The organism is Gemmatimonadaceae bacterium (assembly GCA_035606695.1).
Taxonomy (GTDB): Bacteria; Gemmatimonadota; Gemmatimonadetes; order Gemmatimonadales; family Gemmatimonadaceae; genus JAQBQB01.
Genome location: DATNEW010000032.1, coordinates 39,387 through 52,882, shown reverse-complemented (window position 1 = coordinate 52,882; position 13,496 = coordinate 39,387). Strand labels below are relative to the sequence as shown.

Sequence of the window (13,496 nt, the reverse complement as noted above, 5' to 3'; positions counted from 1 at the left end):
TTTGTCGTTCGCTCATACGCCCATACGCCCACACGCCCACACGCCCACACGCCCACAATCAGTCCGCCGCCACCGTCCCGAAATCAAACCCAGGCACCGAGATCCTCGGAATCGGCTGGCCGATCACCTGCTCGATCAGCCGCACCATCGCGATCTCGTCGGGCGACATGAACGTGAACGCGTCGCCTTCCTTCGCCGCGCGGCCCGTGCGGCCGATACGGTGCACGTAGTCTTCCGCCTGCTGCGGCACGTCGTAGTTGACCACGTGCGTGATCCCGGAGATGTCGAGGCCGCGCTGCGCGATGTCCGTCGCGACGAGCACGCGGACCTTCCCGGCTTTAAAGTCTGCTAATGCCTTCGCGCGCTGCGGCTGCGTCTTGTCGGCGTGCATCGCCGTCGACTGGATTCCCTCGCGCTCGAGATGCCGCACCACGCGGTCGGCGCCGTGCTTCGTCCGCGTGAACACGAGCACCGAATCGAGATTCTCGTCCTTGAGCAACCGCGCGAGCAGCTCGCTCTTGCGGTCGCGCGGCACCGGATACACCGCGTGCGTCACCGTGTCCGCCGTCTGCGAGCGGCGCCCGACCTGCACCACGAGCGGCTTCCGCAGATACTTGCGCGCGAGCGCCTCGACCTCGGGCGGCATCGTGGCGCTGAACAACAGCGTCTGCCGGTACTTCGGAATGTCGGCGATGATGCGGTTGATCTGCGGCGCAAAACCCATGTCGAGCATGCGGTCCGCTTCGTCGAGCACCAGCACCTCGAGATCGTCGAACACGACGTTCTGCCGATCGAGATGATCGATCAACCGGCCCGGCGTCGCGACCACGATGTCCACGCCGGCGCGCAGCTTCTTCGTCTGCGGCTCGAGCGGCACGCCGCCATAGACCGGAACCACGTTCAGCTCCGAGTGACGCGCGTATTTGTGCACGCTCTCCTCGACCTGAATGCACAGCTCGCGCGTCGGCGTCAACACCAACGCTCGCGTACGGCGCGGTCCGCCCAGAAGCTGATTGACGATCGGCAGTGTGAACGCGGCGGTCTTGCCGGTGCCGGTCTGCGCCAGACCCATGACGTCGCGCCCCTTGAGCACGAGCGGAATGGCGTTGGCCTGAATTGGAGTTGGATGCTTGTAGCCGGCATCGCGAACGGCCTGGAGAACGGAAGGCGATAGGCCCAGTTCGTCGAAGGTGCGGCTCTCTGTGGCCGCTTCCTGCTCTACTTCAGTTGTGTGTTCTACCATGATCCCGGTGTGCGTCGCGGATGCTTTGCATGCTTTGCATCGGGGCCGCGCACCCGGGACCTTCCCGGGACCGATGACTTAAAAAAAGTGCCGGTGAGCGGAGGGCTCACTGGCGAACACGGCGGAGCGTTGTTCCGCGCTCCGCCAACACGAGGACCGTTGCGGCCCGCGCCTGCATCGATCGCTCGATGTCCTGCGCGCCGTCCCTCGCTGCCGCGACCATCCTGGCGGCCGCCCATGCCCCTAGAGACCCTGGGGCCGGCGACCCCTGCCGCGACGCTTCAATTGTCTCTAAAAATTTAACGCGTTCTGTGACTTATTGCTAGCGAACGCGAGCGAGGGACGTCCGGGTGAACAGTCTCACCCATCGGCTCGAAAAAAATCCGCCATCGCGCGATACGCCGGGTCCGGCGTCTCCTCCTGTACCGAGTGCCCACCAGGCAACGTCTGCGCGACCGCGCCGTGCAAACGACGCGCGTCCGCCTCGGTGTTGCCTATCAGACGATCCTGCGCTCCGAGCATCACCAGCGTCGGCACGCTGAGCGTCGCGGCGGTCTCGTTCGAGACGGGACGCCAATCAAACTCACCGAGACTGGCGCGCGCCGCGTACGCATAGCCCGGCAGCTGCGACGGCGACCAATACTCGTCGACGTCCTGCTCGCGCACATGCTCCGGCTTGGCGAACACGAGCCGCTCGAGAATGAGCCGCACCATGCTCCGCGGCACGAGCCGTCCGCCGAACATCCGGAACAACGCGGGCGGAGGAATGCGCGCCGCCCACAAGAACGGCATTGGCACGAGCCCGACGGGATTGATCAAGACCGCTCGCCGCACGCGCGTCGCACGCCGCAGTGAATAGTGCAACACGATGCCGCCGGCCATCGACTGACCGACCAGATGCGCGCGCTCGGCACCGAGCGCGTCGAGCAGCGCATCCACATCGCCGAGGTACGCGTCGAGCGAGTACGATCCACGGCAACTCGGCTTGTCCGACAGGCCGAATCCGCGCAACTCGGCCACGACCACGCGGAAACCGCGTTCGGCGAGCAGCGTGAACGCGTGGCGAAACATGTAGACGGGCGATCCCCAGCCGGGAAGCATCACCACGAGCTCGCCGTCGTCGCGCCCGCCTTCGGCGACGCGCAACTGTACGCGGGTCGAGAGCGCGACGTGTCGCTGCGTGATGTCGTTGCGGCCGGCGGGAAAAAGTTCCGATGGTGGACGCCGCCCGCCCATCAGCGTTTCATCATAGCGCGCCGTGCGACCAGGCCGATCACACCGTCTCGATCGTGCGGCCGGTCAGTCGCGCGATGAGCCCGAGCCGGAAGGTGACGTCCGTCCAGCGTTCGTCGCCGCTCGGGTGATCCTCGAGCGGATACATCGGCCAGAGGAACGGATTCCCGCTGCGCGGCGCGGCCGCGCCTTTGTGCGGATGCCACACGCCGCTCGCATCGCGGTCGTCCAGGAAGCGATCGAACAGCTTGCACCAGTTGTCGTTCTTGCGCAGGAAGCCGAGTCGGGCCATCAGCTCGAGCCACGTGATCGCGAACACCACGTCCTCGTCGGCGACGTTGCGGTTCGGCAGCATGTCGCCGAGCACCAGGTGCGGCTGCGCGATGACCTTCTTGCCGCACATCTGCACCGCTTCCTGCCGCGGCAGCGGCTGCGACAGATGATGATACAGGAGTTCGATCGCGTCGTGATGCTCGGTGCGGAACAGCGGCATGTACGCGAGCATGAGCAGCGCGTAGAGCGACGGCGGCGCCGCTTCGGGCGGCAGAACGTGCTGGTTGCCCACGCGCACGAACGGCTTCTGGGCGTGCGGCGAACGCAGATACGACGCGACGCGCTCGAGAATGCGGCGAGCGGCGCCGCGCAGCCGGGGATCGCCCTCGTAGCCCGCTTGCGCGAGCGTCGCGGCCGCGGCCTCGCGCAGGATCGCGCGGCCGCGCTTCGCCATGTCCTCGTCGTTGCCACTTTTGGTATTAGCAAACTCGAACAGGTAATCCGGATCGTCGTCTTCGGCCAACAAGCGGAACAGCACGCGCCGCGCGTGCACGAGCGGCGGCGTGTCCTTGTCCCAGCCGTATTCGAGCAAGCGTCGCACGGCGTTGATCGTTCCGATCCCATCGAAATTTTCGCCGCGAGCGGACGGGAGCGTCAGCATTGTGTGATTCCACGTACCGTCCGGTCCCTGCGCAATCGCCAACGTCAATGCAGGACGATGCGTAAAGGGGAGAGATGCGATTTGAGGATTGATCGCGCCTTCCGCGGAGGGACTGGCGACCTCAGTGACCGAGCGGTACCGGATTGGTGCCGAGGCGTGTTCGCTGAGCCAGCTGAGCGGAAAAGAAACCGGAGGTGACGGCGGCGCCGCAGCCGGAGTCAGTGGCGATGCGGTCGACGGCGTAGCCGGCGAAGTACCCGACGGAGTCGGTGGGAGTGAAGTGGGCGGCAGCGTCACGAAAGTCGCTCGTTTCGACTGAAAGTACCCATCGCATCGTGACTGGTTCGAAACGTCCTGATGCGTAATTCATGCAGGGCGGGTAAGGATACAAGATTTCAGTAGTTGCGCTAGGGGGCGACAGCTAAGTCGTTGCCGCCCAAACATTTTGTCGCTGCGCGGGTCTTGGCGCGCCCGTAGCTGATGTCGCAGTTCTGTGCCGATGGTGCTCAGACTGGCGTCTCAAGCGCGCACGACGAAGAAACCAAAACTCTCCATTGGGGGCAAATGCACATGAAGAAGATGATCAAGATGGCAGTGACGGCGGCCGCGATGTTCGTCGCGGTTACCACGGTCGCGAAGGCGCAGGACGCGCAGCAGCAGGGTGGCCGCCGCGGCGGCCGCGGCCCGAACGTCGTGGCGCTCCTGAAGGATTCGCTCCACGTCTCCGACGCGGTCGCGGCCAAGGCCGACTCGATCGTCAAGGAGTTCCAGGCGAAGCAGCAGCCGCTGATGGAAGCCGCTCGCGGCGGCGACGCCGATGCGCGCACCAAGATGCAGGACCTGCGCAAGCAGCAGAGCGAAGCCATCAAGGCCCTCCTCACGGATGAGCAGAAGGCTGCGTACGACAAGCTGACCGCCGGCATGGGCGGCCGTCGCGGCGGCGGCACGCGCTAAGTATCAGCGCTCCGCATTCCGCACGACTCGAACGACCCGCACTACCGCACGTCCAACGCGGGCCGTCACTCCGGTGACGGCCCGCGTTAGTTTGTAAACACCCATCCATGCGCGGCGAATTCCTCGATCTCTCCGGCGCGCGGCTGTACTACTACGCCGCCGGCACCCGCGGCGCCGGTGTGCCGGTAGTCTTCATCCACGGCTTTCCGACGTCCGGACATCTCTGGTCCGAAGTCGTTCCGCTCATGCCGCACGGCCACCGACTGGTCGTGCTCGACTTGCTCGGCTACGGACGCAGCGACCGGCCGCTCAACCGTCCGGTCGACGTTCGCGCACACGCCACGCGCGTCATCGCCGTGCTCGACGAGCTGCGGATACCACGCGCCTGCGTCGTCGGTCACGGCATCGGCGGAGGCGTCGCGCAATCGCTGGCCATTCGCCACCCCGCGCGCGTGTCGCACCTCTGCCTCATCGACAGCGTCGCGTTCGACCGCTGGCCGACGCTCGAGGCCCGCATCGCGCGCGCGTCACTCGCCGTCACGCGATACCTGCCGCCCGAGCTCCTGCTCCGCGTCGTGCGGCGCGACATGCAGCGCGGATACGCCGACCACGCGCGCGCGACGCACTCGATCGAACTCTATCTGCGTCCGTTCAAGGAGCACGACGGCCGGCGGGCGCTCGTCTCGCACATTCGCGCGCTGACGAGCCGGGAGACGATCAAGCTCGGACGGCAACTCGGAAAGATCCGCGCGCCGACGGCGATCGTATGGGGCGAGCACGATCGCGTCATGCCGTTGAGCGTCGCGCGGCGGCTCGAGGCGGCCATCGCGGGCGCGACGCTCGAGGTGCTGCCCGATGCGCGGCACTTCACGCCCGAGGAAGCGCCGCGGCAGATCGCGGACAATATCGAGGCGTTGTTGGGGCGCTGAGCGGTGGGCGGCGAGCGCTGGGCGCTGGGCGCTGGGCGGCGGAACGACGTTGGGATTGACCAGCGCGCCGTTTAGAGCTTCCTCAACTCCTCCGCCGCCTGCACCACATGCCCGATCTCGCGCGACAGCGCCCGCGCCTCCTGCGTCGCGCTCGTGTTGTCCCCCTCGATCGAGCTGCCCAGCCCGGACGAGCGCAACTTTAGCAAATCCAGCTTCAAATTCTGTAACATGAGGCTGGCGCTCTCGAGCTGATTCGCCAGCGACCGCCGCCGCTCGAGCAGCTCGTGCAGCGACTGGCGCTGGCGCTGGAGCAGCGCCAGCCGGCGATCGCGATCGGGCGTGTCCGGCTCCGTCTGCATGGATGCGATCCGCGTATCCAGCGAGCCGAGCGAGGCACCCGACACGTCCGCATCGAGGCGATGCAGCGTCGTTGCCACCGCGCCGACGCGCGCCGCGAGCGCGTCGACGGTCGGTCCCACGTCGGGAATCAACTCGCGCTCGACCGGACCCAACGCGGCGGCAATCTCACGCATCAACATCCGATCGGCCGCCGCGCGCCGAACCGCCTCGCCATGGAACCCGGCCAACACGTCGCTCGGCGCCAGCTGCGCCGCGGCTTGCTCGGGCGTCATCGCGGACGCACGTGCCGCGAGTTGCCCAACGGGCGCGTTCTCAGGGCGACCGGAGTCCGCGCGAATCTTCTTGGTGATGCCCTTCTTGAACGCGTCGATCGGTCCGATGCCCTCGGACCAGATCGATCCTGCCCGCTTCAAGACGCCGACGAACATGAAAGCGCTCGGGATCAGGAACCACGGCCCCGGGCCGTGCGTCGCGACGTTGATCCCGAACAGCATCGTCGACCACCCCATCCAGCCGAACACGTGCCGCCGAAAGGAGGCGACGCGCTCTTCGAGCGGTCGCTCGTCGTAGCTCTTGTACCGCAGCGGGTAAATGACGCGGTCATTCATCAGTACCCCTACGCCGCCGGCTTGCGTAAGTTGCTGCCGAATCGCGACGCGCCGCTGCGCGCGGTACCACTCCCGTAGCTCGCGGCGCGACAGCCCTTGAGGCGGCAAGGGGAATGGAGCCGGTTGAGGCACCGGTGCAGGCGGCGCGGGCATCATCGGCGGGACGGATTGCAGCGCGTCGAACCTGTCGCGCGCGCCGTCGATCCGATCGCGCGCCGTATCGACCTGATCGCGCGCACTGTTGCCGCGCGGCTGCGTAGCACCGTCCAGCGCATCACGAAACTCGGCGGCGTCCGAGAAACGATCCTCGGGCCGCTTCGCGAGGGCGCGATCGACGGCCACCGCGAGATACGCCGGCACGTCCGGCCGGCGATCGCGAATCGGACGCGGACGTTCGGACACGTGCTTCACGAGCATCGCCGGCGTGTTCGCCGCCTTGAACGGCGTCTCGCCGACGAGCATGTGATAGCCGACCACGGCCAGCGAATAGAGATCGCTGCGGCCGTCGACCTCACGCTCGCCGATCGCTTGCTCCGGCGACATGTAGGCGGGCGTCCCGACCGCGACGCCCGTGACCGTCAACCGCGTCTCACCCGCCGCCGCGCGCGCGATGCCGAAGTCGGTGACCATCGGCCGGCCGCTTGCCCGGTCGATCAGGATGTTGTCCGGCTTGATGTCGCGGTGCACGACGCCGCGGGCATGAGCATACGCTAAAGCATCCGCCACGTCGCGCAGCACGCGCACGGTTCGGTCGATCGGCCACGCACCCTCGCGCGCGAGGCGCGCGCCGAGGCTCTCACCGTCCACGAACGCCATGACGAAGTACACGAGGCTGCCGCCGTCCACCTCGTCGACGCTGTAGATCTGAACGATGTTCGGATGATTGAGCTGCGCCGCCGTCTGGGCTTCGCGAATGAATCGCGTGCGGACGTCGGGGTTGAAGGCGACGTCCGGCGGAAGAACCTTGATCGCGACGGTGCGATGCAGGCGAAGGTCAGTCGCGCGATAGACCACCGCCATACCGCCGCGCCCGATCTCGTGCTCGATCAGGTAATGTTCGCCGACCGCGACCGTGACGCGATCGCGCAGGTAGTCGTTCACACCGCCGGCCTAGCGGGCGGCCTTGCGACTCGCGGGACGCGAGCCGGTGCCGCGCATTTCGTCGGAGACGTACAGCGCGCTGTCCACGCTATCGGCGAGATTCAGCGCGTCCATCGCCAACGACGTGATGTGCTGCGGCGTCTGCGAGCCGGCACTCAGCCGAATGAGATCGTACTTGATGTTCTGCAGCGCGACGACGCACGTCTCGAGCTTGGCCGCGAGCGCATCGCGGCGGTTGGTGAGATCGGCCACGCCGCGACGGTCGCGCTTGAGCTTCGCCAGGCGCCGCACGCGCTCTTCACTGCCGGCCGCATCGAGCGGATTCGCGGCACCTTCGAGCCGCGTGATCTCCGACTCGATCGCATCCACACCCTGCGCCGCCATGCTCCGTTCGAGATCCGACATCGCCACCGCCATGAACTTCACCTTCTCGGCGAGTGCGTCGGCGGACCGGCTGACGTCCGGAATGCGCGAACGCTCGGCGTTCGGCATGCGGTCGAGCAGGCGAAGAATTTCCATGCGGTCGGCTTCGGCGCGGCGCACGCGATCGGCGTACGCGCCCGCGACGGCCGCGACGTCGCTGCCCGTTCCTGTCGAGTACGACGCGCCCGGCAACGGCGGCATCATCCCGCCGCTGCGGCGCGCGACGCCGCGTGCGCGACGCTGCTCGCGCATCGCCTGGCGCTGATTGCGGTCGAACGACGCGCGCACGTACGTCAGGAAGTCCTCGGCCACGTCGATGAGATCGCGATCGCGGGGCTGGCGGAACACATCGCGCCAGTCGTAGCCGTCGGCCCACAACTTGGCGTACTTGAACGCGATGTAGATGCTCCACAGCACCGTGATGCCGAAGACGTCGGTCGATCCAATCATCGAGGCGATCACGATCACCGCATTGACGAACAGGTAGGGCGCCAGAAGCCGCCGAAACTTGGCCACCGGTTCGGCGTTCCACCGGCGGTACTCCTCGGGCGTGGGCGCCGACACCGCATACAGCTCGTTCGTCTGCGCCGCGGCATAGGGATTCGATGCGCGCGGCAGCGGCGGCGGTCCGGCGAACGGAGCATTCGCCGGCGCGGTGCTGTACACGGGCCGTTCCAGCGTCGGCATACGTCCGGTATCCAGCGCGAGTACGACGGCGTTCGCGTTGGGGAATCGGTTCGCCGGATCCTTTTCGAGAAGCGTCATGATGACGCTCGCGAGATCGGGCGGCACGTCCGAACGGCGCTGCTCGACGGGCGTCGGACGTTCGGAGATGTGTTTCACGAGAATCGCCGGCGTGCTGTTCGCGATGAACGGCGGCTCGCCCGTCAGCATCTGGTAGCCCAGGATGCCGAGCGAGTAGAGGTCGGAGCGGCCGTCGATGGTGCGCTCGCCCGCGGCCTGCTCCGGCGACATGTACGTCGGCGTTCCGATCGCGATCCCGGTCGCGGTCAGCCGCGAGTCGCCTTCGCTGACCGCGCGCGCGATACCGAAGTCCGTCACCATCGGGCGGCCGCTGCCGGCGTCGATGATGATGTTGTCCGGTTTGATGTCGCGATGAATCACCCCGCGCTCGTGCGCGTACGCGAGTGCGTCGGCGACGTCGCGCAGCGTACGTCGCGTTTCCTCCACGGACAGCGCACCGTGATCGTGCAGACGCTTGGCGAGATTGTCTCCGGTGATGTACGCCATCACGAAGTAGACGATGCCCTCCGCCTCGTCGACCGCGTAGATGTCGACGATGTTCGGATGATTGAGCTGGGCCGCCATTTCCGCTTCGCGCAGAAAGCGCGTTTTGATTTCGCTGCGGAACGCCAACTCCGGAGGCAAAACCTTGATGGCGACCGTGCGCTTCAGGCGTCGATCTTTCGCCCGATAGACGACGCCCATTCCGCCGCGGCCGATCTCGGTATCCAACTCATAATGCGGGCTGAGCACGCGCTCGACATGCGTGCGCAGCTCGACATCTGACGATGGTACTACAGGATCCGACAAGCGCTTAGCTCGGGTTGCGGACGGTTGGCCGGGGCCGTGAGCAGAAGGCGGGTAGAATGACGCATTTTAGCATACGTGGAAAGTTCCGGGAAGGATACGAACCGGCCCGGAGCCGGATTAACCGCTATTGACCGCGCCGAACCGGCAGCCCGTGTCGGCAGTACACGCGGCCAAATCCCGGAATTGCTGCCAGGCTGACGGGATTTGCTGCGCGCGTGATATGCACTTGATGGTCAAGCCAAGTTCCTGATGTCTTAAGTTGATGCATAGCACTGGTTAGCGATACGGGTCGCTCGATGGAATGGAGTGTGCGACTCGCGGCGGCACTGCTGTGCTATCTCTCACTACCTGAGAACGCCCATGGCAACACGCCAGACACTCCCAGTTCTCCCCCTGCGGGGAACTGTCATCTTCCCGGGTCTCACCGCGCCCATCGCGGCGGGCCGACCGGGCACGCTCCGCGCAATCGAGGCCGCCCTCAAGGGTGAACGGTTGGTTTTCGCCGTTGCGCAGCGCGATAACACCGACGAGCCGACGCCGGACATTCTCTACTCGATGGGCGTCATCGCGCGCATCGGGCAGATCCAGCGCGGCCTGGGCGGCGTGCAGCTGCTGCTCCAGGGTGAGCAGCGCGCCACCGCTCTGCAATACAACACCACCGAAGGCTATCTCAGTGCCGTCGTGATGCCGGTCGACGAGATGAAGCCGGTCAGCGAGAACGATCCGACCTTCGTCGCCCTGCACAAGGAACTTCGCGAACGTGCCGCCGAGCTCGGTGAGCGGCGCGGGCTTCCGGAAGAGGTCGTTCATCAGGTGCTCGACGCCGTGACCGATCCCGGCCGTTTCGCCGATCTCGTCGCCGGGTACATCGAGCTTCAGCCCCCCGAGAAGCAAGGCCTGCTCGAGACGCTGAGCGTCGAGGAGCGGCTGCGCCGCGTGCTCGTGCACGTCCAAAAGCAGATCGGCATGCTCGAAATGCAGGAGGAGATCAAGTCGCAGGTCCAGGAAGAGCTGGGCGAGCGACAGCGCGAGATGTACCTCCGCGAGCAGATGAAGGCCATTCAGAAAGAGCTCGGCGACGACGATCAGTCGAAAGAGATTACCGAGCTTCGTGAGAAGCTGGAGAAGCTCGATCTGCCGAAGGAAGCCAAGCAGGAAGTCGAGCGTGAGCTCGGCCGCCTGGAGCGCTCGGGCCGCGAGTCGATGGAGGCGCAAGTCATTCGCACCTACCTCGAGTGGATCGCCGAGTTGCCGTGGAGCAAGCGGACCGACGACAATCTCGATCTCTCACACGCGCAGACCGTTCTCGACGAGGATCACTACGGTCTGCCCGACGTGAAGGATCGCGTGCTCGAGTTCCTCGCCGTGCGCCAGCTTCGCGCGCACCAGCTCGAGGAAGAGATGAAGCAAACGGGAGAGATGCCCATCTCGAAGCTGAAGGCCGCGAAAGACGATGCAACGCCGCAGCTCGGTAACAACTCGATCGAAGACAAGCAGATCACCGACGTGAAGGAGGCGAAGGCCCGCGCGATGGCGAAGGGCCCGATCCTGCTGTTCGTCGGTCCTCCGGGCGTGGGCAAAACGTCGATCGCCAAGTCCATCGCGCGCTCGCTCGGACGTGAATACGTACGCGTCGCACTCGGCGGCGCACGCGATGAGGCGGACATCCGCGGTCATCGTCGCACGTACGTTGGTGCGATGCCCGGCCGCATCATCCAGGGCATGAAGCAGGGCGGCAGCAAGAATCCCGTCTTCCTGCTCGACGAGATCGACAAGCTCGGCGTGTCGTTCCAGGGCGATCCCGCGAGCGCGCTGCTCGAGGTGCTCGATCCCGCGCAGAACGACAACTTCACCGATCACTATCTCGGCGTGCCGTTCGATCTCAGCGAAGTGCTGTTCATCGCGACCGCGAATTTCATTCAGAACATTCCGGGACCGCTGCTCGACCGCATGGAAGTCGTGGAGTTCGCGGGCTACACCGAGCGCGAGAAGGCCGAGATCGCGAAGAAGTATCTCATTCCGCGCCAGCTCGAGGATTCGGGGCTTGGCGACAAGAAGGTGAGCTTCACCGACGAAGCCGTGATGGCGGTGATCAGCAAGTACACGCGCGAAGCGGGTGTGCGCCAGCTCGAGCGGCAGGTTGGCGCCGTCGCGCGCAAGGTGGCGCGTCGCATCGCGGCGGGCGACAGCGGGATGATCGACGACGGAAAGATCGACGCCGACGAGGTGCGCGAGCTGCTCGGTCGTCCACGGGTGCATCCCGAGCACGCGGCGGAAGAGAACGAGATCGGCGTCGCGACGGGCATGTATTACACGCCGGCGGGCGGCGACATCATGTTCGTCGAAGCCGCGATCCGTCGCTTGTTTGGCTACGGCCAGCGGGTCACCGACGACGAGAAGACCCAGGTGAGCGGCTGGGGCAACGTGTCGCTGATCCTGACCGGCCAGCTCGGCGACGTGATGAAGGAATCGGCCCGCGCGGCGATGACCTACGCGGCGACGCACGCGCAGAGTTTAAAGATTCCTGAAGATCGCCTTGGCTCGATCGAAGTGCACATTCACGTCCCGGCCGGCGCCATTCCGAAAGACGGTCCGTCCGCGGGAACGACGATGTCGACGGCGCTCGTCAGCGCGATGTCGGGCCGCCCCGTGCGGCGCGACGTCGCGATGACCGGCGAGATCACGCTGCGCGGCCGGGTGATGCCGATTGGCGGCGTGAAGGAAAAGGTGCTTGGCGCGCATCGCGCCGGCATCACGACCATCATTCTGCCGAAGGACAACGAAGCGGACATGGAGGACATCCCGGAAGACGTCCGCAAGCAGCTCACGTTCCACTGCGTGAGCACGCTCGACGAGGTGTTCGCCATCGCGTTGCTCCCGGTTCCGACCGACGAACCGGTGAAGCCGGCGCTGATGGAGGAGATCGAGCAGAAGGCGGAGACGAAGGTGGCGTGATCGAGCCGCGGGGATAACTTAGCGGGCCTGGGATGAGTTTCTCCCGGGCCCGTTTCGTTTCTGGGAGACCGATGCCACGCAACGCCATCAAGCGCGTCGACAACACGATCGATCACATCCTCGCCAACACGACGGCGCAGCTTCCGCCGCTCGTGTTGAACGACGTCGCCGACATGGTAACGACGAAGTATCCGCGCGCCGACCTGCAGGAGCTCAATGCGCTGAAGGCGATGTCCGTCTCCTTATCGGTCAAGCGGCATATCGGCGCGGCGGTCGCGAAAGGTGACGAGACCGAGCGGAAAGACCGTCGCGCGATCGAGCTGCTCTGGAAGTGCATGTCGAGCGTTCCCGTCGATCACAATCGCGCGATGTCGATCGCGCCGGGCCAGGCGGGCGCCGAGCTGGCGCGCGTCCTGAAGCGTGCCGCCGTCTTCGCCTCGGCGCGCGGAGCGGCGCACGTCTTCAACAACGAGTTTGCCACCTCCCCACTCACGTTCATTCGAGCCAACAAGATCAAGCTGTGGGGCGACAGTTCCGGAGCCGTGTTATACACGAACTTGAATGCGCACATCGCCCGTAACGTGCTGACCCACTACTTTTGGTACCGGCCGCAGGAAGACGCGTTCAACATCAGCCCGACGAACCATTCGGTGGAAGGCGCGTCGCATCAATTTCAGGCGATCAACGTGCCGGCAATTCACTGGTCCGAGGTGCCGCGGCGAGGCGCGACCGCGGCGCCGGCGGCGCCAATTCCTCACGGCTTCGATAGTGTGATGGCGACGCACCTGGCCGGCGCGCCGTGGATGTTCACGACGCAGCTGACCGGTTGCACGTTCTGCTACCATGCGAATGGCAACAAGGCGTACGCGGCGCACATTCTCGTGCGCAAGTCCGGTGGCCCCGTCGGCATGTCCGGCGGAATGCTCGCGAATCAGCTCATGGGGAACGACCCGAGTGTTCCCGGTGCGCGTTTCATCAACGTCAACGGCAAGCCCGCGCCGGAGATTTACGGCATGACCGCGGGCAACGCACAGGTGATCGCCGGCAACTCGTTCTATCCTGACGTGAACGCGAGCCCCACGAAGTGGGTGTACATCTTTGGTCAGTTGCTCAACGACAGTTGGCGGATCTACACGCAGGAAATCGGACACAACGAGACGGTAGTTCACACTCGGCAGCTGTATTGAAATGCGTCGCTGGCG

General features: G+C 65.8%; 10 protein-coding genes. 4 read left to right on the top strand and 6 right to left on the bottom strand.

Going from position 1 to position 13,496, the window contains the following annotated elements; translation table 11 throughout:
* Nucleotides 1-58: 58 nt before the first annotated feature.
* From VN706_17420 to VN706_17405, 4 genes are all read right to left on the bottom strand, one after another.
* Nucleotides 59-1,243 (bottom strand): DEAD/DEAH box helicase, encoded by a 1,185-nt coding sequence (locus tag VN706_17420; protein ID HXT17424.1) that lies wholly within the window; start codon nt 1,241-1,243, stop codon nt 59-61.
* A gap of 360 nt (nt 1,244-1,603) precedes the next feature.
* Nucleotides 1,604-2,479 (bottom strand): alpha/beta hydrolase, encoded by an 876-nt coding sequence (locus VN706_17415; GenBank protein HXT17423.1) that lies wholly within the window; start codon nt 2,477-2,479, stop codon nt 1,604-1,606.
* A gap of 37 nt (nt 2,480-2,516) precedes the next feature.
* The gene (locus VN706_17410) at nt 2,517-3,410 is read right to left on the bottom strand and encodes a hypothetical protein (GenBank protein ID HXT17422.1); all 894 of its coding nucleotides are present in this window, start codon (nt 3,408-3,410) and stop codon (nt 2,517-2,519) included.
* 121 nt (nt 3,411-3,531) lie between these two features.
* Nucleotides 3,532-3,744: a hypothetical protein gene (locus VN706_17405; protein ID HXT17421.1), complete on the bottom strand. Its 213-nt coding sequence runs from the start codon at nt 3,742-3,744 to the stop codon at nt 3,532-3,534.
* 236 nt (nt 3,745-3,980) lie between these two features.
* On the opposite strand from VN706_17405, the gene VN706_17400 reads away from it, so the two are divergent.
* Nucleotides 3,981-4,364, top strand: coding sequence for a hypothetical protein (locus VN706_17400; protein ID HXT17420.1), 384 nt, complete (start codon nt 3,981-3,983; stop codon nt 4,362-4,364).
* A gap of 107 nt (nt 4,365-4,471) precedes the next feature.
* Entirely contained in the window at nt 4,472-5,293 is an 822-nt protein-coding gene (locus tag VN706_17395) for an alpha/beta hydrolase (protein ID HXT17419.1), read from the top strand.
* 71 nt (nt 5,294-5,364) lie between these two features.
* Here the strand turns inward: VN706_17395 and VN706_17390 are convergent, their stop codons facing one another.
* Nucleotides 5,365-7,362, bottom strand: coding sequence for a protein kinase (locus VN706_17390; GenBank protein ID HXT17418.1), 1,998 nt, complete (start codon nt 7,360-7,362; stop codon nt 5,365-5,367).
* A 9-nt stretch (nt 7,363-7,371) separates the two neighbouring features.
* Nucleotides 7,372-9,339, bottom strand: coding sequence for a protein kinase (locus VN706_17385; GenBank protein ID HXT17417.1), 1,968 nt, complete (start codon nt 9,337-9,339; stop codon nt 7,372-7,374).
* A gap of 360 nt (nt 9,340-9,699) precedes the next feature.
* Between VN706_17385 and lon the strand changes: the two genes are divergently transcribed.
* Together lon and VN706_17375 are read left to right on the top strand one after the other, a co-directional pair.
* Nucleotides 9,700-12,294, top strand: coding sequence for an endopeptidase La (gene lon / locus VN706_17380; protein HXT17416.1), 2,595 nt, complete (start codon nt 9,700-9,702; stop codon nt 12,292-12,294).
* A 71-nt stretch (nt 12,295-12,365) separates the two neighbouring features.
* Entirely contained in the window at nt 12,366-13,481 is a 1,116-nt protein-coding gene (locus VN706_17375; protein ID HXT17415.1) for a hypothetical protein, read from the top strand.
* The last annotated feature ends 15 nt before the right edge of the window (nt 13,482-13,496 follow it).